The organism is Streptomyces virginiae (assembly GCF_041432505.1).
In the GTDB taxonomy this organism is placed as follows: Bacteria; Actinomycetota; Actinomycetes; order Streptomycetales; family Streptomycetaceae; genus Streptomyces; species Streptomyces virginiae_A.
The window spans coordinates 805,964-827,911 of record NZ_CP107871.1 but is presented as its reverse complement, the minus strand read 5'-3'; the positions used below and the strand labels follow the sequence as shown (position 1 = coordinate 827,911).

At 72.5% G+C, this 21,948-nt stretch carries 19 protein-coding genes; 9 read left to right on the top strand and 10 right to left on the bottom strand.

From position 1 onward, the window contains the following. Positions 1–41 precede the first annotated feature (41 nt). Positions 42–449, bottom strand: a complete 408-nt coding sequence (locus tag OG624_RS03960) for a hypothetical protein (protein ID WP_033224876.1) — start codon at positions 447–449, stop codon at positions 42–44. Next, complete coding sequence (locus OG624_RS03955) at positions 449–1,591, bottom strand: molybdopterin-dependent oxidoreductase (protein ID WP_051763724.1); 1,143 nt, start codon at positions 1,589–1,591, stop codon at positions 449–451. The genes OG624_RS03960 and OG624_RS03955 overlap by 1 nt, the downstream gene beginning before the upstream one ends. A 112-nt stretch (positions 1,592–1,703) precedes the next feature. Between OG624_RS03955 and OG624_RS03950 the strand changes: the two genes are divergently transcribed. Further along, complete coding sequence (locus OG624_RS03950; RefSeq protein WP_051763725.1) at positions 1,704–3,164, top strand: glycosyltransferase 87 family protein; 1,461 nt, start codon at positions 1,704–1,706, stop codon at positions 3,162–3,164. Here OG624_RS03950 and helR read toward each other — a convergent pair. After that, on the bottom strand, positions 3,151–5,343 hold the full coding sequence (helR, locus tag OG624_RS03945) for an RNA polymerase recycling motor ATPase HelR (RefSeq protein ID WP_033224878.1): 2,193 nt from the start codon (positions 5,341–5,343) through the stop codon (positions 3,151–3,153). The genes OG624_RS03950 and helR overlap by 14 nt on opposite strands. Positions 5,344–5,805: 462 nt before the next feature. Between helR and OG624_RS03940 the strand changes: the two genes are divergently transcribed. After that, the gene (locus OG624_RS03940; protein ID WP_033224880.1) at positions 5,806–7,110 is read left to right on the top strand and encodes a membrane protein; all 1,305 of its coding nucleotides are present in this window, start codon (positions 5,806–5,808) and stop codon (positions 7,108–7,110) included. On the opposite strand, the gene OG624_RS03935 is transcribed toward OG624_RS03940, so the two are convergent. The 3 genes from OG624_RS03935 to OG624_RS03925 form a co-directional block, all read right to left on the bottom strand. Continuing rightward, positions 7,105–8,751, bottom strand: a complete 1,647-nt coding sequence (locus OG624_RS03935) for an MFS transporter (protein WP_033224881.1) — start codon at positions 8,749–8,751, stop codon at positions 7,105–7,107. The genes OG624_RS03940 and OG624_RS03935 overlap by 6 nt on opposite strands. A 98-nt stretch (positions 8,752–8,849) precedes the next feature. Then, positions 8,850–10,286: a DUF2252 domain-containing protein gene (locus OG624_RS03930; RefSeq protein WP_078909608.1), complete on the bottom strand. Its 1,437-nt coding sequence runs from the start codon at positions 10,284–10,286 to the stop codon at positions 8,850–8,852. A 115-nt stretch (positions 10,287–10,401) separates the two neighbouring features. Then, on the bottom strand, positions 10,402–11,403 hold the full coding sequence (locus OG624_RS03925; protein ID WP_051763730.1) for a YhjD/YihY/BrkB family envelope integrity protein: 1,002 nt from the start codon (positions 11,401–11,403) through the stop codon (positions 10,402–10,404). 71 nt (positions 11,404–11,474) lie between these two features. On the opposite strand from OG624_RS03925, the gene OG624_RS03920 reads away from it, so the two are divergent. The 3 genes from OG624_RS03920 (at position 11,475) to OG624_RS03910 (ending at position 13,028) form a co-directional block, all read left to right on the top strand. After that, complete coding sequence (locus tag OG624_RS03920) at positions 11,475–12,125, top strand: GAP family protein (RefSeq protein WP_033224883.1); 651 nt, start codon at positions 11,475–11,477, stop codon at positions 12,123–12,125. A 99-nt stretch (positions 12,126–12,224) separates the two neighbouring features. Next, positions 12,225–12,698: a DUF6325 family protein gene (locus tag OG624_RS03915; RefSeq protein WP_051763726.1), complete on the top strand. Its 474-nt coding sequence runs from the start codon at positions 12,225–12,227 to the stop codon at positions 12,696–12,698. A gap of 27 nt (positions 12,699–12,725) precedes the next feature. Continuing rightward, the gene (locus OG624_RS03910) at positions 12,726–13,028 is read left to right on the top strand and encodes an SHOCT domain-containing protein (RefSeq protein WP_033224933.1); all 303 of its coding nucleotides are present in this window, start codon (positions 12,726–12,728) and stop codon (positions 13,026–13,028) included. 275 nt (positions 13,029–13,303) lie between these two features. Here the strand turns inward: OG624_RS03910 and OG624_RS03905 are convergent, their stop codons facing one another. Beyond that, positions 13,304–14,842, bottom strand: coding sequence for an aminotransferase class I/II-fold pyridoxal phosphate-dependent enzyme (locus tag OG624_RS03905; RefSeq protein WP_244290961.1), 1,539 nt, complete (start codon positions 14,840–14,842; stop codon positions 13,304–13,306). A gap of 72 nt (positions 14,843–14,914) precedes the next feature. Between OG624_RS03905 and OG624_RS03900 the strand changes: the two genes are divergently transcribed. Next, positions 14,915–15,832, top strand: a complete 918-nt coding sequence (locus tag OG624_RS03900; RefSeq protein ID WP_033224884.1) for a LysR family transcriptional regulator — start codon at positions 14,915–14,917, stop codon at positions 15,830–15,832. Between the two features lie 31 nt (positions 15,833–15,863). Here the strand turns inward: OG624_RS03900 and lysA are convergent, their stop codons facing one another. Then, complete coding sequence (lysA, locus tag OG624_RS03895) at positions 15,864–17,183, bottom strand: diaminopimelate decarboxylase (RefSeq protein ID WP_033224886.1); 1,320 nt, start codon at positions 17,181–17,183, stop codon at positions 15,864–15,866. Between the two features lie 118 nt (positions 17,184–17,301). Between lysA and OG624_RS03890 the strand changes: the two genes are divergently transcribed. Further along, a complete protein-coding gene (locus tag OG624_RS03890; protein ID WP_158711935.1) occupies positions 17,302–18,942 on the top strand; it encodes a PucR family transcriptional regulator in 1,641 nt (546 codons plus the stop codon). 36 nt (positions 18,943–18,978) lie between these two features. Here the strand turns inward: OG624_RS03890 and OG624_RS03885 are convergent, their stop codons facing one another. Continuing rightward, positions 18,979–19,593, bottom strand: coding sequence for a TetR/AcrR family transcriptional regulator (locus tag OG624_RS03885; RefSeq protein WP_371587181.1), 615 nt, complete (start codon positions 19,591–19,593; stop codon positions 18,979–18,981). Positions 19,594–19,689: 96 nt separating this feature from the next. On the opposite strand from OG624_RS03885, the gene OG624_RS03880 reads away from it, so the two are divergent. Continuing rightward, the gene (locus OG624_RS03880; RefSeq protein ID WP_033224889.1) at positions 19,690–20,142 is read left to right on the top strand and encodes a nuclear transport factor 2 family protein; all 453 of its coding nucleotides are present in this window, start codon (positions 19,690–19,692) and stop codon (positions 20,140–20,142) included. Then, complete coding sequence (locus OG624_RS03875) at positions 20,139–21,020, top strand: NAD(P)H-binding protein (protein WP_371639077.1); 882 nt, start codon at positions 20,139–20,141, stop codon at positions 21,018–21,020. The genes OG624_RS03880 and OG624_RS03875 overlap by 4 nt, the downstream gene beginning before the upstream one ends. Here the strand turns inward: OG624_RS03875 and OG624_RS03870 are convergent. After that, complete coding sequence (locus OG624_RS03870) at positions 21,017–21,898, bottom strand: alpha/beta fold hydrolase (protein WP_371639076.1); 882 nt, start codon at positions 21,896–21,898, stop codon at positions 21,017–21,019. The two genes, OG624_RS03875 and OG624_RS03870, sit on opposite strands and share 4 nt — an antisense overlap. Positions 21,899–21,948: the final 50 nt, after the last annotated feature.

Genomic DNA, 21,948 nt, shown 5'->3' with positions numbered 1-21,948 from the left:
ATCGACCCCCCCTTCGTCGTTCCCCTTCGCCGTTCCGCGACTCAGCGCCGACGGGCCGCCCGCCGCCGCCCCCATGCGCGCGCCCCCGCGTACCCGGCCGTGAGCACGCCGATCGTGACCATCGCCAGCAGCCAGTTCCGCGGATAGTCCAACGGCAGCACCGACGCGTTCGCCACACCACCGGGGCGCAGCAGCGGCGGCAGGGCGATCACCGTCAGGGAACCCGCGACGACCAGCGCGGCGCGCGGGACCCCGCGCAGGCGCAGGCCCGCCGCCGCGCAGAGCGCCCCGACGGCGATGACCAGCGGGGCGATCAGCCCGTCGTGCACGAGGACGCCGCCCACGAGCCACAGGGCGATCCGCCACGGCTCGGGCTCCCGCACCAGCAGGAAGCCGCCGAACGCCAGCACGACCACGCCGATCCCGCCGACCGTGTACCGGAAGGCCATCACAGCACCTCCAGTCGGCCGACCCACTTGGTCTGCAGCACGCCCGGCCGGTTCGGGGCGATGATCCGCGCCGGGTAGCCGTGGTCCAGGGACAGCTCCTCACCGTTCAGGCGCAGCGCCAGCAGGGTGAGCGGGTCCTGCGCGTACAGCCGGCCCATCTCCATCACCCGGTACGCGCCCACCGCTTCCAGCGACACCACCCGGCAGCGGGAGGCCGGGCCCCCGCCGGCCAGCTCCAGCAGGTCCCGTACCCGTACGCCCGTCCACCGGGCGGACTTGCTCCAGCCCTCCACACAGGCGATGGGCAGTGTGACCTCGTGCTGCGGGAGCGCGCGCAGTTCCGCCAGGGCGAGGGCGGCCGGGCGCGGACCGGCCAAGGTCAGCCGCCAGCCGTCCAGCGAGGCCGCCGTCACCCGCGCCGCGGCGGCCGTACGGTTCACCGGCAGCCCCTGCGGTCCGTGGGCCGGGCTGCGCGGAGCGAACAGCTCCAGCGGGCCGAGCGCGGTGACGGACTGCCCGACCGTGGTCAGCGTGACCGCCCCGACCCCGGCCGCGACCGCCGCCAACAGTTGGCGCCGGTCCGGACCGTCGGCCTCGGGCAGAGCCAGGGTGCCGGGGGAGCGGCGGGTGAAGTGGTCACGGATCCGGGGCCATTGAACGGCGACGTGCAGCAGCAGCGCCCCCAGCAGGAGCCAGGCGACGGCGTAGTGCACGGGCACGAACGAGAACGGCCAGGGGTACCACTGGAAGGTGTTCAGCAGCCCGGTGAACAGCTGGAAGATCGCGGCGGCCACGAGCACCGCCACCGAGAGCCGTTCCAGCGCGTGGAGCACGGACCGTACCGGCGGCCACGTGAAGAGCCGCGGATAGACCGCCCACAGCTTGGCCAGCAGCAGCGGGATCGCGGCGGTGCCGGAGGCCACGTGCAGCCCCTGGGTGACCCGGTAGCCCCAGTACGGGCGGCTCGGCAGCCGGTCGGCCAACCAGACCGGTGGGTGTTGGAGGAAGTGGCTGAGCACACCCGTGGCGAAACAGACGACGACGGCGAGCCCGAGCAGACGGCCGATCACCGTCGCGGTGCGGGCGTCGTGCAGCCGCGCCGTGAACGTGATCGGCGGGCCCGGGGGCGGAATGAAGCGCATGAGCCCATGACACCGCGCCGACGCCCCGATGAGCGGACGGAACACCTTACGGAACGCGGACGTGCGGGACGGCGGACGCCCCTTCCGGACCCGCGGCTGAAACGCTGCGGAGGTGAAACCGCGTACCGTCCCGACCACGCCCGCGACCTTCGGCGCACCGACCGCCTTCGCCTTCCTCGCACCGACCGCCCTTCTCGCCCTCACCGCCGCCCTCGTCCTGACCGTCCGCCACGACGGCTACTTCACCGACGGCACGGGGCTGTTCCTCCGGTACGCGGCCTGCTGGGCACTGTTCGCCCTCGCGCTGCTCGCCCTGCGCAAGGTCCCGACCGGCCACGTCGTGCCCCTGCTCCTCGCCGGTGCCCTCACCGTCGCCATGACCGGGCTGGTGGCGCCGCCCCGCACCAGTACCGACTCCTACCGCTACGCCTGGGACGGCCGGGTCCAGTCGGCCGGCATCTCCCCGTACGACCACGCCCCGCAGGATCCGGGGCCGGCCCGGCTGCGCGACCCCTGGCTCTTCCCCACGGGCGCCGCCTGCGCGGGCCCGGACCGTGCCCCGATTCCCGGCGAAGGCCCCGTACCGCACTGCACCCGCATCAACCGGCCCGCCGTGCACACCATCTACCCGCCCGTCGCCGAGGCGTACTTCCTGGCCGTCGACCAGCTCTCCCCGCAGGGGGCCCGGCACAAGCCGCTCCAGATCGGAGCCGGTCTCCTCTCCCTCGGCGTGACGGGCGCACTGCTGCTGATCCTGCGCCGCCGGGGCCTGGACCCGCGCCGGGCGGCCTACTGGGCCTGGTGTCCCGCCGTACCGATCGAAGCCGTGAACAACGCGCACGTCGACGTCCTCGGCGTGCTGCTCACCGTGATCGGCCTCGGACTCGTCGCGCAGCGCGGGCTCCGCCACCGGGCGGCCGGAGGCCTGGTCCTCGGAGCCGCCGTCGCCACCAAACTGATGCCCGCCGTCGTCCTGCCCGGGGCGCTGTCGGGGGTGCGCCGGGTCCGCGACGCGGCCGCCGTCCTGGTCCCCGCCGCCGCCTTCGTCCTGCTCGCCTACCTGCCCTACGTCCTCCTCTCGCACGACTCCGTCCTCGGCTACCTCGGTGGCTACGTGGACGAGGAGGGCTACGACGACCCCTCCGCGGGCTCCCGCTACGCCCTGCTCCGACTCCTCCTGCCCGACAGCTGGGCGTTTCCGGTACTCCTCGCCGCCATGGCGGGGGTGTCCCTGTACGTGATGCGGCGCGGCGACCCCGGACGCCCCTGGAGCGGCGCCCTCCTGGTCACCGGGTGGGCCTTCGTGCTCCTCACCCCCGGATACTCCTGGTACGCCCTGCTGCTGATCGCCCTCGTGGCCCTGGACGGCCGCTGGGAATGGCTCGGCATCGCCCTCGCGGGCGCGGCGGTCTACCTCCTCGCACCCGTCGTCGGCCACCGACCGGCGCTGAGCGCGACCGCGTACGGCGCCGCGGTCCTCGTGATCGTGGCGGCCGGAGCGGTCAGGCGGCGGCGCGGGACCGGCGAGCGGGACGCGACGGCCCCGGTCCACGACCGGGTCAGGAACTCGTGAGGACGACGAGTCGCTGCGTCGCGCGGGTCATCGCGACGTAGCGGTCGACCGCCCCTTCGATCCCCGTGCCGAAGGTCTGCGGGTCGAGGAGCACGACGAGGTCGAACTCCAGCCCCTTCGACAGTCCGGGCGTCAGCGACCGGACCCGGGAGGTCTCGCGGAAGGCTCCGGCCCGGATGTCTGTGGCCCCGATATCGGCGGCGCCGATGTCCTCGGCGCGGATGACACAGGCGACCCCGTCGGCATGCTCCTCCAGCCAGCCGTCGAGGATCGCGGCCAGCTCCGTGACCGAGCCGTGCGCGACGGGAATGCCGCTGCCGCGGACGGAGATCGGCACGTTGGCGTCCGGGAGCGCCTCCCGGATGGCCGGCTCCGCCACCGCCATGACCTCTTCGGGCGTCCGGTAGTTGATGCTCAGGGAGGCCACCTCGATCCGGTCGAAGCCGACCCGCTCCAGCCGCTCCTGCCACGACTCCGTGAACCCCTGCCGGGCCTGCGCGCGGTCCCCGACGATCGTGAAGCTCCGGGACGGGCAGCGCAGCAGCAGCATCTGCCACTCCGCGTCGGTCAGTTCCTGGGCCTCGTCCACGACGATGTGCGCGAACGGCCCGGCGAGCAGGTCCGGGTCCGCCCCGGGCAGCGCGTCCTCGTCGATCAGGCTGCCTTGCAGATCCTTGCCGCGCAGCATCGTCACCGCGCCCTCACCGTCGTCATCGGCCGCGAGCAGGTCGTCGATGACCCCGGCCATGCGCTCGCGTTCGGCGGCCACCGCGGCGCCCCGCCGCCGGAGCCGTCGTGCCGACTCCGGGTCGCCGAGCCGCTGCCGCGCCGCGTCCAGGAGCGGCAGGTCGGACACCGTCCAGGCCTGGGCGTCCGCGCGCTGCAGCATCGCCACCTCCTCGCGGCTGAGCCACGGAGCGCACATCCGCAGGTAGGACGGCACCGACCACAGGTCCCCGACGAGATCCGCCGCGTCGATCGTCGGCCACGCGCGGTCGAGCGTCGCGATCAGCTCCTCGTCGTACCGCAGCGCTCCGCGCAACAGGTCGGCCGAGAGGTCCTCGTCGTCGAACTTGTCGAGCAGGATCGTCACCAACTCCTCCCAGATCAGCTCGCGTGCCTCGTTGTGCGCGGTACCGGCGGCGGCCTCGAACGCTTCGGCCCAGTCGTCCGGGCTCAGCCGGACGTCGGACCACGGCGTGGCGACCGTCATCCCCTCGGTGGGCGGCTCCTCGTAGATCCTGACGGCCTTCTCGATCGCCTTCACCATGGCCGCGGACGACTTCAGGAGCGCCACCTCCGGGTCGGCCTCGGGCACGGCCGCGGCCCCCTCGGCGACGAGGTCCCGCACGGTGCAGGTCTGCACGCCCTCCTCGCCGAGGCTGGGCAGGACATCGGCGACATAGGCCAGGTAGGGCTGGTGCGGGCCGACGAACAGCACGCCGCCCCGACGGTGACCGAGGCGAGGGTCGGAGTAGAGGAGGTGCGCGGTGCGGTGCAGGGCCACGACGGTCTTGCCCGTGCCCGGACCACCGTCCACGACGAGAGCACCCCGCGAGCCCGCGCGGATGATGGCGTCCTGGTCGGACTGGATGGTGGCGAGCACGTCCCGCATCCGCGGCGAGCGGCTGCCGCCCAGCCCGGCGATGAAGGCGGACTGGTCGTCGAGCGCGGCGTGCCCCTCGAAGGCGTCGGCGAGGAACACCTCGTCCCAGTAGTCACCGATCCGGCCCCGGGTCCAGCGGTACCTGCGGCGGCTCGCCAGGCCCATCGGGTCGGCGTGGGTCGCGGCGAAGAACGGCTCGGCCGCGGGCGAACGCCAGTCGATCAGCAGCCGGTTGCCGGCGTCGTCGGTGAGACCGAGCCGCCCGATGTACACGGGCTCGGAATCGTCCTCGCCGACCATCCGACCGAGGCACAGGTCCAACCCGAAGCGCCGTAGCGCCCGCAGACGGCCCGTCAGTCGATGGATCTCCACGTCCCGGTCCATCGCCTCACGGCCCAGACCGCCCGGAGCCCGGCGCAGGGCCTCCAGACGGTCCGACAGCTCGGCGATCGTCTGCTCCAGGCTCTCCGCGACGGCCGCGAAGTGCTTCTCGTCCTCGCCGATCAGCGCCGGGTCGGCCTTGGGGGCCAGGCGGGCGGGAAGGTCGAACGCACTGGTGGTCAGGGAGTTCATCTCAGCTGCTCCTCTCTGCGGTGGTACCCGCGAACTCATCGAACGACCTATCGACCGACAACAGCACACGCACGAGGGGGATCTCCCGTTTCCGCAGGTCCTGGCTTCGAGGAGCGATTCTGCGGGACAGGAGGGGCCTTGCCGCAAGCCCCCCTGTGCGTTATAACTTGAGAGTGGAAAGGAGTGGGTACTCCTCCTTCTCCCTTGATCGTCCGCTCCGTACGGACGTCCTCCCCGCCGAGTGGAAGCGCACAGCGCGCCGACCCAGGCCTTCCCCCTCCGTGAAACCGGCGCCGCGCCGCCCGTTCATCCGTACGGCCGAGCTGCGGATGCCGCCCCCGGCCGGCCGAGGCAGGCTGTGGGGGCAAGGAGAGCCGCCATCGCCTGCCTCGGCGCAGCTTCAGCGTCATCCAACCGGATCTCGAGGGATCCACCGGCTCCCGATCCGGTAGGAGGTCAGCCATGCAGGGTGACGAGAACGCGGGCGAACTCGCGGCGCTGCGGGCCAGGGTCGCCGCCCTGGAATCGGAGGCCGCGCAAAGGACTCCGCCGAAGCACCGGATGAAGTCGCTGCTGTCCGCACTGCTGATCATCATCGGCTGTGTGCTGGCCCCGCTCGGCATCGTCGCGTCCTGGACCTCCAGCATCGTGGGGAACACGGACCGCTACGTCTCCACGGTCGCCCCACTGGCCTCCGACCCCGATGTGCAGGCGGCCGCCGCCAACCGGGTCACGGCCGCCCTGATGGAGCACCTCGATCTCGCCACCCTCCTGGAGGACGTGGCCCCCGACCAACGGCCGCTGCTCCAGAAGGCACTGGGCAAGCTCGGCGGTTCGCTGGAGGGCGCGGTCAGCAGCTTCGTCAAGGAGAAGGCGCAGGACGTCATCGCCTCGGACCAGTTCGAGACGATCTGGACCAACGCCAACCGCACCATCCACACCTCGCTCGTCAAGGCCCTCACCGGTAGCGGTGACGGCGCGGTGGAGATCAAGAACGACGCGGTGACCATCGACCTCGCGCCGGTGATCGAGCAGGTCAAAACGCGGCTCGTGGATGCCGGGATGGGCGTCGCGGCCAAGATCCCGGAGATCCACACCGACTTCACCGTCGTACAGTCCAACGACATCGGCCGGGTCAAGACCGGCTTCCGGCTGCTCCAGATCCTCGGCGTATGGCTGCCGATCATCGCCGTACTGCTCGTCGCCGCAGGCGTTCTGCTCTCCGCCCACCGGCGCCGCATCCTGGTGACCGCGGCCCTCGCGGTGGCGTTCTCCGTCGCGGTCCTCGGCCTCGGGCTGACCGTCTTCCGTACGGTCTACCTCAACGCGCTCCCGGACACCGTCTCCCAGGCCGCGGCCGGCTCCGTCTACGACGCGATGATCCGCCTGTTGCGCACGACGATCCGGATGGTCGTGGTCCTCGGCATCGTGATCGCCCTCGCCGCCTGGCTCTCCGGCCCGGGCAAGTACGCCACGGCCGCCCGCCAGATCTGGCACTCCGGGATCGTCGCCACCCGCGCCACGGCCGACCGGCTGGGCCTGCGCACCGGTCCGGTCGGCCCGTTCATCCGGCGCCACCGTGCCTGGTTCACCTGGGGCCTGGTCGCGATCGCCGTCATCGTCTACATCCTGTGGTCCTACCCGACCGGCTGGGTGGTCGTGGGCCTCGCCCTCGCCCTGCTCTTCGCCCTCGCGGTCACGGACTTCCTCGCCGAGGACACCACCGCCCCCGCCGAGGGGACGACCCCGAGTCCGCACCCGTCATGACGGGGCGCCCTCCGGTTTCCGTGCGGCGCCCGGCTGGGCCGCCGGGATGCGCTGGGTGAAGAAGAGGGCGAGCAGCGCCGCCAGAGCCAGGAGGGCGAGCGCGGCCCGCAGCCCCTCGATCCGCGCCTTCTCGTTCGCGTCGAGTGCCGCCTGGGCGACCACCGGGTCCGTGCCCGCCTCTTCGAGGGCCGTGGTGAGCTGCTCGTCCGACAGGAACGGGGCGCTCCCGGCGAGGGCGGTGTGCGTGTGGGTCTTGACGTCGGCCGGGATCGCCGGGTTCTGGTCGATGGTGGTGAGGAACGAACTCGTCAGCACGGCGATCATGATCGACCCGGCGAGGGCGGTGCCGATCGAGGCGCCGAGGTTGGTGACGGTGTTCTGGACGCCGCCGACCTCGGCGCTCTGCTCGTCCGGTACGGCCGACACGGTGACGGCCCCGAGCTGGGAGGCGAGCAGCCCGATCCCGAGCCCGATGAGCAGCATGGGCACGGTCACGACCTCCGCGCCGGAATCCGGGGTGAGGGCGGCCATCAGAACGACGGCGCCGGCGAACATCGCCAGGATTCCCCACCGCACGACGCGCCGGGGCGAGGCGTTCGGGATGAACCGGGGAACCCCGATCGCGGCGGCGAGCAGCGTGATGGAGAGCGGCAGGATCAGCGCGCCCGTGTGGAGGGCGGACAGGCCGAGCGCCACCGACAGGTAGAGCGGGACGACGAAGAACACGCCCATCTGCACGAGGTACTGGAAGAGGAACATCGTCAGCCCGCCGGAGAGCTGCCGGTTCTTCAGCAGTTCCGGGTCGACGAGCGGTTCGACACCCCGCGCCACCAGGCGTGCCTCCCAGCGGAAGAACAGCCAGACGAGCAGCAGCCCGGCCATCACCAGCCAGACGACGGGCGAGACCCCGAACCACGAGGGGCCCGTGGCCTTGGGCCGGAACCAACCCCATTCGCTGGTCCGCAGGATGCCGAACACGAACAGCCCGATCCCCGCGGCGGACAGGATCGCGCCGAGCACGTCGATCCGCGGCCGGTGGTCCGGGGGCGCGTCGACGATCGGGCGGGCCAGCAGCAGGATGACGAGGACCATCACGACCTCCCCGGCGAACACCCAGCGCCAGGAGAAGAACGTGGTCGCGGCGCCGCCGATCAGCGGTCCGACCGCGATCGCCACGGCTGCCGCCGCCGCGACCAGACCGTAGGCGGCGGGCCGTTGTTCCTTGCCGAAGTTGGAGGCGACGAGCGCCACGATCGCGGGCAGGATCAGCGCCGCGCCCACGCCCTCCAGGAACGACCAGCCCAGCAGCAGGACCGTCAGGTTCGGGGCGAGCGAGGTCGTGAGGGACCCCAGTCCGTAGATGACGCAGCCGATCATGAACGCCCGTTTGCGTCCGATGAGCGCGCCGACCTTGCCACCACTGATCATGAGCATCGCCATCACCAGCGTGTAGGCCGTGATCGCGCCCTGCATCCCGCTCACGGTGGTCCCGATGTCCTCCGCCACCGTGGCGATCGAGACGTTCATGACCGAGCTGTCCAGGGCCATCAGGAACTGCCCGGCGGCGAGTGTCAGCAGGATGAGTCTCGTCTTCCCCGCGCTCCCCGCCGCCCCGGCCGGTCCCGCCTTCGCTGCTGTCATGCGCGCAGAGTGCCACGGCCGCGGGAGACGGCCGGGCACCTCGCCCGCCGTGTCAGCCCTGTCAGCCGACTGGCCGAAGCGCCCGTCCGGTCTCCTGCTCAGGCCGCGACGGCGGTCACCCGACCGGACGCGATGGCGTCCACCAGACGCTGGTGGTCCCGCTCGTTGAGGTCGGCGTAGCTCTCCGCGAACCGTACGAGGGCCTGGTCGAAGACGTCGCCACGGCCCAGGTACGCCGCGATGGCGATCCGGTCGCCGGACCGGGCGTGCGCCCGCGCCAGGGTCACGCCGCAGAGCGAGGCGAAGACCCGCATGCCCCGCGGCACCATCCGGGCGGGTTCGGCGATGCCCTTCCAGTCGCGCAGCTGGCGTACGTAGAAGTCCCGTTCGACGTCGTCGAGCCCTTGGGTCTGCTGCCAGCCGAGGAAGATGTCGCTCGCGGCCTGCATCAGCCGCTGACCGGCCACGACCCGCTCGCCCCCGGTGGCGTACTCGCTGGGCCCCGCGTACGCGGCGAGGACCGAGTCACCGGCCTCCTTCGCCTGCAGGATCAGTGGGTCCTCGCCGTCGCGGCCCAACAGCAGCACGATCCAGCAGCGCGTGCCGACACTGCCGACACCGACCACCTTGCGGGCCATGTCGACGATGGCGTACTGCTCCAGCAGGTGCCTGCGGTCCGTCTGGAGACTGTCCCCGTACCGCCGTACGAGGTCCCGGATCTGGTCCTCGATCGCCTCGCCCTCCTGACCCAGCAGTTCGGAAGCCGGAGTGATCAGCTGCGGCACGGCGGCGAAGCGGCGGCGGCCGTCGACCACCTCGGTGAGCTTCTCGAACGCCTGCAGGCTGTCACGCCCGCGCGCCTTGCTCAACGCCTCCGTCAGGTTCTTCCGGCCTCGGGTGTGGAGGGCGCCCTCCGCCACCGCCTGGAGGTGCGACTCGTCCACCCTCGCGTACCAGACGTCGAGGTTGTTCATCCGGGCGAAATCGCGCATCTGCTCGCGATAGCCGGCCACCGCCGACGTCACGATCGACGCGCGCTCGCGATCGGAGTAGCCGTTCTCCCGTCCGGCGATGACGAGGCTGGTCGCCAGCCGCTTGACGTCCCATTCCCACGGCCCGGGCAACGTTTCGTCGAAGTCATTGATGTCGAACAGCAGGTTCCGTTCGGGGGAGCCGAGCAGCCGGAAGTTCAACATGTGCGCGTCGCCGCACAGCTGGGCCCGAATACCCGAGTCGGGTGTACCGGCCAGGTCACCGGCCATGATCGCGGCAGCGCCCCGGTAGAAACGGAACGGCGACTCAGCCATCCGGCCGTAGCGGATGGGCACCAGCTCCTGCAATCGGGTGGCCGACTGCCGCTCGATGACGTCCATCGGGTCCGCCCGGTCCGGCGACGGTTCGAAGTCCCCGTGGGCGGATCTCGGGGCGACCGTCCGGGCCGCCCGGCCCTTCTCGGCCCGATCCTCGGGGGACAGCCGCGGGCCACCGCCCGCCGCGGTCGTCGTCGTGGCCTCGGTCGTGTCGCGCTTCGTCATCGTCGTTGACCTCCCGGCCACCAGGCCCCCTGTTCACCAGGATGGCACCCACCCCGCACCGCTGCCCCACGGGCGCTCGTAGGGCCTGTCCTTCGGATCAGGCCGGGTCAGCCCCTCAGTCACTCTCCTGCCGCAGCCTGCTCGGCAGCGGGCTCCCCAGCCGTCGGGCGAGGTACGGCTCCTGGGCAAGGGCGGCGCCCAGGGTGATGCCGATGGCCACCGCCACGCACAGCACGATCAGCCACGACAGGATGACGAACACCGAGCCGGTGGACCCGTACGTGGCGAGCGCCCGGTTGAGGGCGTTCGGCATGTAGAACCGTGCGCCCAGCGACAGCGTGGTCACCGCGGCGGCGGTGAGGAGCGCCCCGGGCAGCAGCGGCGGCCACCGGATCACCCCGCCCAGCAGGATGTGCTGGCTCCACCACCAGGCCGCCGTCTGGAGGAGGAGCGTGAGCGGGATCCCGAGCCACAGGCCGAGTCCGAATCCGTCACGGACCGGCCCCTGGAAGATCAGCAGGACCATCCAGGCGCCGATCCAGGCGAACCAGCGCCAGATCGCGATCCGTGTCCCGCCCCGCGGGATCTGCCAGGCACGCTTGCACAGCCGCTGCATGGCACGGCTCACCGCGGTCGCCGACAGCAGCACGATCACGGCGCCGACCGCTCCCACCGTGTTGCGGATGTCGTCCTCGCCGGAGCCGTCGAACACGTTGCTCAGCTGGTCGTTCGCCTGACCGGTCAGCCCGAACATCGTGCGCACGGAGGAGACCAGCTGGTCGCGCACCCCCTCCGGGGCGAACGAGGCGACGACGAAGAGCAGGGGCACCGCGGTCAGGAAGCACTGGGCGGCCAACCGGGTGGCGGAGTCGAAGATGTTCACGCCGATCATGCGCTCCGTGACATGGGTGATCACGGGGAACCGGGTCTCGGCCCGCTCCTGCGTGCGTTTGGCGGCCGCGGTCAGCTCCCGGGAACGGCTTCGCCACCGTGCTTTGCGCTCCGACCACATCAGCGGCCCGCAGCGGCGTGCGGCACGGACGGCCGATGCCGGGTCGTCGTCATGGCGGCCTCCTTCGTCTGCGTCCAGGTTGGTGGAAGCGGACGAGGGCGGCATCTCGATGGGCAAAAGGTGTCGGAGGCCGGCCCGGTGCGTAGTGTCGTATGTCGTCGCACGATTGGGGCGCCATGGTCCTCGACCTCATGCTCATCGCCTTGGCCATCGCCCTCTACCCGCTGCCCATGATGGCGTTCATCCTCGTGGTGTCCTCGCACAAGGGAGTGTGGAAAGGGCTCGCCTTCCTCCTCGCGTGGCTGGCCAACCTCGTCGTGGTGATCGCGATCGTGCTGGCCCTGACCGGCGGCCAACCTCCGTCGCCCCGTTCCCCGCCCGGCGTGGCCGCTCTCGCCCTCAAGCTGGCCATCGGGGTGGGACTGGTGGTGTACGGAGCACGCCGCTACCGCCGTATGAAGGGGAAGGCGGACCGGGACGCCACCGCGGAGCCCTCCCGTGTGGAGGTCGGCTCCGTATGGGCCGCGGCGGGCCTGGCCGTGCTGATCCAGCCGTGGGGCATGGTCGCGGCGGGCGCGACGACCGTGATCGAGGCCGACACCTCGCACGCGACCACGTTCATCGCCCTGTTCGGCTTCTGCCTGCTCGCCAGCTCCGGCCTGCTCGCCGCCGAGCTCTACATGGTGTTCGCCCCGGAGGCCGCCCATGACCGGCTGCTGCGGATGCGCGCGTGGATGGAGGGCCACAAGGACGAGGCCATCGTGTTCGTCTGTCTGCTGCTCGGGCTGTGGCTGACCGGGCAGAGCATCTACGAGCTGACCGCTTGACCGGCGGCCCGGCGGCCGGCGGGACCGGCCAGACGTGCGGGGGAGCGGGCAGCGTGCTGGAATGAAAAGACCTTTCCCCCCTCTCCGACAGGAGCTGCCATGAGCAGCGAGACCGAGCCGCGAGCCGATTTCGGCGACATCGACGAACTCGGCCCGGTCGACTACATCGTGGTCGAGTTCCCGGGCAACCGAATGACGGGCGAGGGGTTCCCGATCCTCGTCGACCTCGTCGACCGGGGCATCATCCGCATCTTCGACTTCGCCTTCATCCGCAAGGAGGAGGACGGCACGGTGACCGCGCTGGAGCTCCAGGACCTCGGCGGCGAGATCGATCTCACCGTGTTCGAGGGCGCGTCGTCCGGCCTGCTCGACGGCGGCGACATCCAGGAGGCCGCGGCCGCCCTGGAACCCGGGAGTTCGGCCGGGGTCATCGTCTACGAGAACACCTGGGCGGCGCCGTTCGCCCGTGCCCTGCGCCGCGGCGGAGCCCAGCTGGTGGCCGCCGGACGGATTCCCGTGCAGGCCCTGCTGGCGTCGCTGGACGCCTTGGAGGACCCGCCCGCCGGAGAGTGAAGCCCCCACAGCCTGGAGATGAGCACCATGCCCGGACTCCTTCGCGGGGTCGCCCGCACCGCCGTCATCGCGGGTACCGCCACCGCGGTGTCCAACCGAGTGTCCCGCCGCCAGGGCGGCCGATGGGCGCAGCAGGACGCACAGCAGCAGCAGGCCCAGGAACAGGCCCAGCAGCAGGCGGCGCCGCCGCCCCCGCCGCCCGCCGCGGCACCGCCGGCCGACGACATGACCACCAAGATCGAGCAGCTGAAGCAGCTCAGCACCCTCAAGGAACAGGGCGTGCTGACCGAGACCGAGTTCGCCGAGCAGAAGCGCCGACTGCTGGGCTAGACACTCCCGGGTCCCGTCCTGGTCCCGTCATGCCGCGGAGGAGGGGTACGGACAACGGTCCGTACCCCTCCTCCGTCGTTCATATGTCGATGTTGTGCGGGTCACGAGCCGGTGTTGACGTTCGCCGCGGCGACCGCCCCGGTCGGTATGCGTGCGGCCATGGTGGTGCTCTCTCTCGGGGCGGTGAGGGGGAACGCGGGGGGTGGTGGGGGTGGTGGGGTGCTGCGGGCGCCGGTCCGCGCCGGTGGGCGAACCGGGCAGGCGTGCCCGGTGTCTCAGGCGACGACGCGCAAGCGCGTCACGCCCAGGTCGAGTGCGCCGCGGACATGGCCGTTCGGCGCGGCCGCGGTCCGCTGGAGGAACCGGACGGCCTCGGCGGTGATCACTTCGCCCGGCAGCACGTTGGGGATGCCCGGCGGGTACGCGGCCAGGGTGTCGGCGGAGATCCGTCCGACGGCCTCCTCCGCGGCCACGACCAGGGCCGGGCTCAGGAACGCCTCGCGGGCGCTCAGCTTCGTGGCACCGGGGGCCGGCAGTCGCAGCATTCCGGCTCCGGCTCCGGCTGCTGCGCCGGTACCGGCCGGGGCGGTGGTGAGCGGGGAGGGCAGGGTGTGCAGCGCCTCGACGAACCGGTCGGTGTCAGGGGCCGACCCGGCGCCGATCACGGCGACGACCGCCGCGTCGGTCGCGACCTCGACCATGATCTGGTGGTCCCGGAAGAGCCGGCGCCTGGCTTCGTGACCGGTGATCCCGCCGGCCCGGGTGTCGATCGCGACGCGCAGCGGATCGGCTCCGACGATGTCGGGGAAGGCGTGGAACCCGTCGCTCACCACCGTGAAGCGGCCCAGCGCGCGGACGGCGCGCCGTACCCGGTCGGCGGCCGCGATCGAGCCGCCCGTCGCGCCGGCGCCGGTGACCAGACTCCTTCGGGCGAGGTCGAGCGAAGCGGTCAGCAGCGCGCTCGCGCTGGTCGACTGCACGAGCCGGAAGGCCCGGTCCACCAGCGGTTCGAGCAGGTCCGCGAAGGGGCCCTCCGCCAGGTGGAGCATCGCCGACTGGGTCAGGCTGCCCGCCAGCTTGTGCGTACTCGACGTCGCCAGGTCCGCGCCCGCGGAGAGGGCGTTCGCGGGAAGACCGGGGTGGAAGCCGAAGTGCGATCCCCAGGCCTCGTCGACGATCAGCGGTACCCCAGCGGCGTGGGCGGTGTCCGCGATGGCACGTACGTCGGCGACCGCGCCGAAGTAGCTCGGGGACACGATGTACACGGCGGCCGCGTCCGGTGTCCGTTCGAGCGCCTCCGCCACGTCCGCGGCGGTCACACCGTGGGCGATGCCCTGCTCCGGGTCGACGGACGGCTGGACGAAGACGGCGTCCAGGCCCGAAAGCACCAGTCCGTCGATCACGCTGGAGTGCACGCTGCGCTGCACGACGAGCGTGCGTCCGAGGGCGGGGGCGACCATCGAGGCGATCTGATTGCCCTGCGAGGCCCCGTTGGTCAGGAACCATGTCCGTCGCGCGCCCCAGGCCTCCGCCGCCAGCGCCAGCGCCCTGTCCAGCGGGGTGTCCGGGCCGAGGTCGATGCCGTCGAGCAGCGGCGGGAAGTCCAGGGCCGTGATCCGCGAGCCGAAGAGACCGGCGAGATCCGATCCGGGGGCCGCGGCATGGCCGGGGACGTTCAGCCTCAGCCAGTCCCGTCCCGCGTGGCGCAGCACCGCCTCGGCATACGGGGCACACAGCTGACCGCCGTCAGGAAGGGCGGGAGCGGGGGAGAGGGAGGGGGAGGGGGTGCGGTGATCGGTGGTTCTTGTGTTCACCCCCGGAGCGTGGCAGCCGTCCAGCCATCGAGGAATGGTGGACTTTTCGTTACCCCTCCATACGATGTCTATATGCTCGACGTCAGGCAGCTCCAGGTGTTCCGTGCCATCGCGCAGGAGGGCTCGCTCGCCGCGGCCGGCCGTGCCCTGCACTACAGCCAGCCCACGATCACCCACCATCTGGCCGCCCTGGAAGCCCACTTCAACGCCCAGCTCGTCCAGCGCGGACCGCGCGGCGCCACCCTGACCGAGCTCGGTGAGGCCCTGCTGCCGCACGCCGAGGCCGTACTCGACCGCCTGCGCCACGCCGAGCTGGAGGTACGCGACCTCGCCGAGCGCGGCATGCGGACCCTCCACATCGGTACGTTCCCCACCGCGGGCGCCCTCCTGCTGGCGCCCGCGGTCAAGCGCCTCCACCAACAAGGCGTCCACATCTCGCTCACCGAGGGCGAGCTTCCCCTGCTGCTGCGCGGGTTGCGGGCCAAGGAGCTCGACGCCGCCCTCGTCTTCTCACAGCCGGGCGACAGTCTCGACCTCGACGAGCACTTCGAAGTGCACCCGCTGCTGTCCGATCCGCTGCTCCTGGTCATGCCGGAGGACCACCCCTGCGCCTCGCGGGACCAGGTCTCCCTCGGTGAACTGCGGGACACCGCGTGGGTGGGCGCCGCGGACCCGCACGACCCCTGCGACCGGGTGCTGGCATGGGCGTGCGGCCAGGAGGGGTACGAGCCCCTGCACGTGATGCGCACCGACGACTACGCGGTGGTCCAGGGCCTGGTGGCCGCGGGGACGGGCGTGGCCCTCGTCCCGCGGCTCGCCCTGGGCCCGTACCGCCCCGACCTGGCCGTGCGGCCCCTGGCCACGCCCGCGCTCGCCCGGGAGATCAGCGTCGCCGTACTGCGGTCCACCTCGGCCGGAGCCGCCCAGGAACTGATCGAGGCGCTGCGGGAGCAGGCCGCGCTGATCACGGACCGCTGGGCGGCGGCCTGACCCCGCGACGCGACTCACGGGCCCGGCGCACTCACCCCGCTTCGATGCCGGCGTCGATGCCGAGGCCGACGTCGCGCCGTAGGAGGTCGTCGTACGTCTCCCGGCGGACCACCTCGCGGGCCTCGCCGTCGCGGCAGAACACGATCGGCGGCCGCCGGGCGCCGTTGTAGTTGTTGGCCAGCGAGGAGCAGTAGGCGCCGGTCACCGGCACCGCGACGACATCGTCGACGCGCGGTTCCCGCAGGCGGACGTCACGGATCAGGGTGTCCCCCGACTCGCAGTGACGGCCGACGAGATCGCACGGTTCGCCGCCTCCGACGCGCGAGGCCACGGCGGCCTCGAAGCGTTGGCCGTACAGCATCGGCTCCAGGTTGTCGGCCATGCCGCCGTCCACGGCCACCAGGGTGCGCGGCCCGGGCTTGACCGTGACCACCCGGTACAAGGTCATGGCGGCCTCGGCCACCAGCGACCGGCCGGGCTCGATGATCAGACGGGAGGTCGCCGGAAGGCACCTGCGCGCGGCATCGGTCAAGGTGCGTACGTACTCCTCGACGGTCGGCGGCCGGTCGTCGTAGGTGTAGCGGACGCCGAGTCCGCCGCCGAGGTCGTACACGGCGTGCTCGCCCAGCTCGCCGATGCCGGCCAAGGCCTCGACGGCCTTGCGGAACGGCTCGGTGTCGAGCAACTGCGAGCCCACGTGCACGTGCAATCCCTCCCACAGCAATCGGTCGCTCGCCCGGAGCCGCTCCGCGGCCCGCACGGCGTCCGGGACGGACAGCCCGAACTTCGAGCCCCGATGCCCGGTGAGCATCGCCTCGTGGGTGTCGGCCGACACCTCCGGGATGACCCGGAGCAGCACCCGCTGCGGCCGGTCGCCCACCACGCGCTCCAGGCGGTCGATGTCGTCGAAGTTGTCGACCACGATCGTGCCGGCGCCCGCCTCCACGGCCATCGCCAGCTCCTCCCGCGTCTTGGCGTTCCCGTGGACGACGAGCCGAGCCGGGTCGACACCCGCGGCGAGGGCGGTGACGAGCTCACCGCCTCCGGCCACGTCCACCCCGAGCCCCTCCTCGACCAGGGTCCGGACCACCGCCGTGCAGGGGAACGACTTCGACGCGAACACCACTTGGCTGTTCGGCCAATGCTCCGCCATGGCGCTGACGTACCGCCGGGCACGTCGGCGCAGCGCGTCCTCGTCGACCACGACCGCCGGGGTTCCGAAGCGATCGGCGAGGTCGGTCGCACGGCACCCGCCGACGACGAGTTCACCCTGTTCATCCAGGTGAGAGCCCTCGGGGAAGAGTCCGACGAGCGCGGAGGCGGGCGGGGCGGGCTGTGTGGCGACGGTCATGCGCGGAGGTCTCCCTCGTCGGGTCGGCTGCGGACGCGTGGCTATCCTGGCAGCCCGCATCCCACGCCGCCGTGGTCGATCTCCTCACGAAACGAGGCATCCGTTGTCCGATCCGACGATGCCCGCGACCCTGCCGGAGAACCGCGACCCGGTCACCTTGGAGGTCCTGGCGCGGGACACCGACGTGTCCCCGGTACGGGTACTGGTCGCGCCGAAGGGCCTGGACGTGCGGGTGGGCGGCACGGTGATCCACGACCCCGCGGAGCCGCTGCCGCCCGTGCCCGGCGCCGTTCTCCTGCTCGTCGGAGTCGGTATCGGTGACCCACGGGCCCACGAGGTGCTGCGCCGGGCCGCGGCAGGGGAGTTCGCCGCCGTCGTGGTCAAACGGCGGGGTCACGACCCGGAGTCGTTCGCCGAGGCGGCACGCGCGTGCGGAATCGCCGTGTTCACCGCCGACGACGCGATGCCGTGGCGTGACGTCGACGCCGGGGTGAGCTGTGCGCTGGCCGCCCACGGCGGCGGGGGGACGACCGGGGCCGCACCGGCCGGGGGTGAGGAACTCTTCGCACTCGCCGACGCGTTGGCCGCCGCCTTGGGCGGCTCGGTGGCGATCGAGGACCTGGACCAGAACGTGGTCGCCCACTCCACGGTGGCCGGGGTGCGCATCGACTCCGTACGCACGTGGGGCATCCTGCACCGCCGGGTCCCCGACGTACCGGAACAGCGCCGACAGTACCGCCAGGTGCTCGCCGCGGACGGTGCCGTGCGGTTCCCCGCCATGGGGGAGGAACTGCCGCGCGCGGCGGTCGCCATCCGCGCCGGGGCGCTCCCGCTCGGCACCCTGTGGGCGATCGAGCCGGAGGAGGGGATCGACGCCGACGGCGAGCGTCGACTGCTGGACGCGGCACGGTTCGCGGCACCGCACCTCCTGCGCGCCCTGAACCTGCCGGAGGCCGAGCGGCGCATGCGACGGGACACGCTGCGCGCGGTGCTCCACCGTTCCGGGCCGCCCGCCGACGAGGCCGCGGACCTGCTGGGACTGCGACCCGGTACGGAGTTCTGCCTCACCGCCTTCGCGCCCGCCCTGCCGGCGGGCGCGGATCCGGCGCTGCTCACGCAGGCCGAGTGGGTGCTGATGCGGCACTGCGCCGCGCACCGGGCGACCGCGACCGTGGCCGCCGCCGCCCACGCCGTGTACGTCCTGCTGCCCGCGACGGGGCAGGCGGCGGGCCGCCGGTTCGCGGACGGCGCGCTCGCGGCCGTCCGCCGCTCGGTGGGTGACGGCGCGCGGGCGGCGGTGTCCGGGCCGTACACCGATCTCGGCCGGTCCGCCGCCCTGCGCCGCGAGGTGGACGGCATCCTGCGGGCCACCACGCACCAGGGTCCGGGCCGGCCGGTCGCCACGACCTCCGACGTACGGCACCGGATCCTGCTGGACCGCCTGGGCGACGAGCTGGAGCGGGATGCCTGGCTGCGACTGCCGGAGGTCGACGCGCTGCTGGCCCACGACCGCGACCAGGGCACCGACTACGCGAACACGGCGATCGCCTGGCTCGACGCGACGGGTGACATCGCCTCCGCCGCGGCCCGGCTGAAGCTGCACCCCAACACACTGCGCCACCGACTGCGGCGGATCCGCGAGCTGTTCCACCTCGAACTCGACGACCCGGACGTACGGCTCGCCGCCTGGCTGGAACTCAGGCGCGCGGCACCGGCGGACGGCTCTGTCCGGCGGGCGGCGGAACCCGGTCGCGGCTGACGGCGGGCACCCCCGGCTCCTCCTGCGGGCGGGCGGTCATTCCGCGGCGGCGGCCGTCCCTCGGTCCGCACGGGCGTCGAGGAGCGCGGCGGTGAAGCCCGCCAACTGCGCCCGGAGTTCCTCGCGGGGGACGTCCTTGTCGCCCGCAAGGTACGCGACCAGATCGGCCCGGGTGGCCGCGAGCAGTGCGTGGGCGGTGAAGTCGGTGTCGGCCGGACCGGGGACGCGCCGCAGCAGGTCCCGGAGCAGCGTGTGCCAGTACTCGTAGTGCTCGGTCCGGTAGGGGCTGTCGGCGCCGCTTCCCTCCAACGCCAGGGCGAGGTGGCGGTTGTCGAGCTTGAAGCACAGGAGGGCGTCGAGCAGGGCCGGTACGCGCAGGGGTGCCGGTGTGGTCGGGCCCAGCGGCTGGGGGCCCCGCTCGACCGCTTCCGTGATCGGTTCGAGCCGTGCCTGGTACAGCGCGCGGATCAGTCCGTTGCGGTCACCGTAGGCGCGGAAGAGCGTCGCCTTGCCGACGCCGGCCGCTGCCGCGATGTCGGCCATGGTCACTTCTTCGGGACTCGCGCACCGGGCGAAGAGGGTGTCGGCGGCGGCGAAGACGGCCGCCCGGTTGCGGACCGCGTCCTTGCGCGGCTTGCGTTCGACGGGCATCGGGTTCCCTCCGGTTTGCGAAACGGACCAGCGGTCCGTATCTTTCGAGGAGAGAAGCGGACCGTCGGTCCGTATCGTAGTGGACGGAGAACCGTCGTGCCCACGACCACCTCACCCTCACCTTCACCCTCGGATCTGTACCGCCACAGCCTCCGCCTGCTCCTGGACAAGGACATCGCCTCCTGGGTCGGCCTGTGGGCCGAACACGGCGTCATGGAGTTCCCCTTCGCGCCCGCGGGTCGGCCGCGGCGTCTGGAGGGGCGGGAGGCCGTCGCCGCCTACATGCGCGACTATCCCGACCACATCGACCTGCACGACTTCCCCGACCTGCTGATCCACGAGACCACCGACCCGAGCACCATCGTGGTCGAGATGCGCGGAGTGGGCCGGCTCGTCGCGACCGGGAACCCCTTCGACATGACCTACATCGCCGTCGTGACCGTCCAGGACGGGCGGTTCACCTCGTACCGCGACTACTGGAACCCCCTTGCCGTCCAGGAACCCGGGGCGGCCTTCACCACGCATCCCACCAGGAGCAGCGCCCGATGACCGCCACCGCCCGTACCGCCCGCACCACCTCCACCACCCTGGTCATCGGCGCCACCGGCACCACCGGCAGCCGCACCACGGCCCACCTCGTCGCCGCCGGCCGGCGCGTCAAGGCCGGCAGCCGCCGGGCCGCACCGGTCCCGGGCGCCGAGCCGGTCCGCTTCGACTGGTACGACCCCACCTGCTTCGCCGACGCCGTGGCCGGGGCCGACAGCGTCTACCTCGTGCCACCCGTCGGCGATCCCGACCCGGCGGCGGTCATGCTGCCCTTCCTCGACCGGGCCCGCGCCGCCGGAGTGCGCCGCGCCGTACTGCTGAGCTCCTCGGCGATCCCCGAGGGCGGCCCGGCTGTCGGACAGGTCCACCAAGCTCTGCCCGGCCTGTTCGACGCATGGGCGGTACTGCGTCCCTCCTGGTTCATGCAGAACTTCACCGGCGCCCACGCCCACGCCGACAGCATCCGCGCCGACGGCGTCATCCGGACCGCGGCCGGGACCGGCCGCGTGGGATTCGTCGACGCGGAGGACATCGCCGCCGTCGCGGCCCGCGCCCTCACCGACGACCGTGCGCCCGACGCCGACCTCGTCCTCACCGGACCGCAGGCACTGAGCCACGACGACATCGCCGCACTCCTCACCGAGGTCACCGGGCGTCAGGTGGTCCACCACCACCTGACCTACGAGGCCATGCGCGACCGCCTGGCCGCGGCCGTCCCGCCAGCGTTCGCCGCGATGCTGGCCGGGATGGACCGGTCCATCGCCGAAGGAGCCGAGGACCGCACCACGAACACCGTCCACCGCCTCACCGGCCGCCCGCCCCACGACTTCCGGACGGTCGCCGTACGGGAACTCGCCGCCCGGCACGCCCCCACGGTCTAGACGGTGTGGTCGAGGATCGCGGCGGCGACGGTCTCCCAGTCGGCGCGATCGACACCGTGCCCGGCGTCCGCCAGGGCCAACAGCCTTGCTCCCGGGATCCGTTCCGCGAGCGCCTCACCGTGCCGGAGCGGGAACATCGGATCGGCGCTCCCGTGGATCACCAGCGTGGGTACGGCGATCGAGGACAGGGGGGCCTGCGGGACCGTGCCGCCCGTCAGCACATCGTGGTGGGAGGCCGCGCCGACATCGTGCGCGCGCTCGACATCGCGGCGGACGAGGACGCGGGCGGCAGCCTCGTCGAACGGGCGCCGCCCTCCCGCGAGCACGCCCGCGTAGGCCACCTCGTGCTCGATCACCGAATCGACATCCGACCGGTCGACCCGGGCGGCCGAGACGAACCGCACGAACTCCTCGGTCGGCGGAGGGAGGTCCGCAGGCAGGTCCGGGGGCAGCCCGTCGCCAGCGGGCACGTCGGGGACGGCGGGCACGGCGGGGGAGGTGCTGATCAGGACGAGTGACCGGACGCGGTCGGCGTGATCGAGCGCGAGCAGCTGCGCGAACGCCCCTCCGGCCGAGACGCCCACGACGTGCGCGGCCGGGATCTCATGGGCGGTGAGCACGCGGGCGGCGTCGGCGACCAGGTCCGCGCCGGTGTACTCGGGGCGGCCCGGCCCGTAGGTGACCGACCGGCCCGTGTCGCGGTGGTCGTAGCGGATCACGAACCGCCCGCCCGCGGCGAGCATCCGGCAGAAGCCTTCCTCCCACCAGAGCATCGAAGCGCCCAGGCCCATGATGAGCAGGACGGGCGGATCCGCCGGATCGCCGAAGGACTCGGTGCACAGCTCGATGCCGTCCACCTCGATCACGCGCTCGGCCATCACCGCACCTCCTCGCCCGTCCCATCATGCCCGCGTACGGGAGGCACCGG

What these genes read in the sequence shown, in the direction of transcription:
- OG624_RS03960 (WP_033224876.1), bottom strand. Translation starts at nt 449, where the DNA reads ATGGCCTTCCGGTACACGGTCGGCGGGATCGGCGTGGTCGTGCTGGCG.
- OG624_RS03955 (WP_051763724.1), bottom strand. Translation starts at nt 1,591, where the DNA reads ATGCGCTTCATTCCGCCCCCGGGCCCGCCGATCACGTTCACGGCGCGG.
- helR (WP_033224878.1), bottom strand. Translation starts at nt 5,343, where the DNA reads ATGAACTCCCTGACCACCAGTGCGTTCGACCTTCCCGCCCGCCTGGCC.
- OG624_RS03940 (WP_033224880.1), top strand. Translation starts at nt 5,806, where the DNA reads ATGCAGGGTGACGAGAACGCGGGCGAACTCGCGGCGCTGCGGGCCAGG.
- OG624_RS03935 (WP_033224881.1), bottom strand. Translation starts at nt 8,751, where the DNA reads ATGACAGCAGCGAAGGCGGGACCGGCCGGGGCGGCGGGGAGCGCGGGG.
- OG624_RS03930 (WP_078909608.1), bottom strand. Translation starts at nt 10,286, where the DNA reads ATGACGAAGCGCGACACGACCGAGGCCACGACGACGACCGCGGCGGGC.
- OG624_RS03925 (WP_051763730.1), bottom strand. Translation starts at nt 11,403, where the DNA reads ATGCCGCCCTCGTCCGCTTCCACCAACCTGGACGCAGACGAAGGAGGC.
- OG624_RS03920 (WP_033224883.1), top strand. Translation starts at nt 11,475, where the DNA reads ATGGTCCTCGACCTCATGCTCATCGCCTTGGCCATCGCCCTCTACCCG.
- OG624_RS03915 (WP_051763726.1), top strand. Translation starts at nt 12,225, where the DNA reads ATGAGCAGCGAGACCGAGCCGCGAGCCGATTTCGGCGACATCGACGAA.
- OG624_RS03910 (WP_033224933.1), top strand. Translation starts at nt 12,726, where the DNA reads ATGCCCGGACTCCTTCGCGGGGTCGCCCGCACCGCCGTCATCGCGGGT.
- OG624_RS03900 (WP_033224884.1), top strand. Translation starts at nt 14,915, where the DNA reads ATGCTCGACGTCAGGCAGCTCCAGGTGTTCCGTGCCATCGCGCAGGAG.
- lysA (WP_033224886.1), bottom strand. Translation starts at nt 17,183, where the DNA reads ATGACCGTCGCCACACAGCCCGCCCCGCCCGCCTCCGCGCTCGTCGGA.
- OG624_RS03890 (WP_158711935.1), top strand. Translation starts at nt 17,302, where the DNA reads ATGCCCGCGACCCTGCCGGAGAACCGCGACCCGGTCACCTTGGAGGTC.
- OG624_RS03885 (WP_371587181.1), bottom strand. Translation starts at nt 19,593, where the DNA reads ATGCCCGTCGAACGCAAGCCGCGCAAGGACGCGGTCCGCAACCGGGCG.
- OG624_RS03875 (WP_371639077.1), top strand. Translation starts at nt 20,139, where the DNA reads ATGACCGCCACCGCCCGTACCGCCCGCACCACCTCCACCACCCTGGTC.
- OG624_RS03870 (WP_371639076.1), bottom strand. Translation starts at nt 21,898, where the DNA reads ATGGCCGAGCGCGTGATCGAGGTGGACGGCATCGAGCTGTGCACCGAG.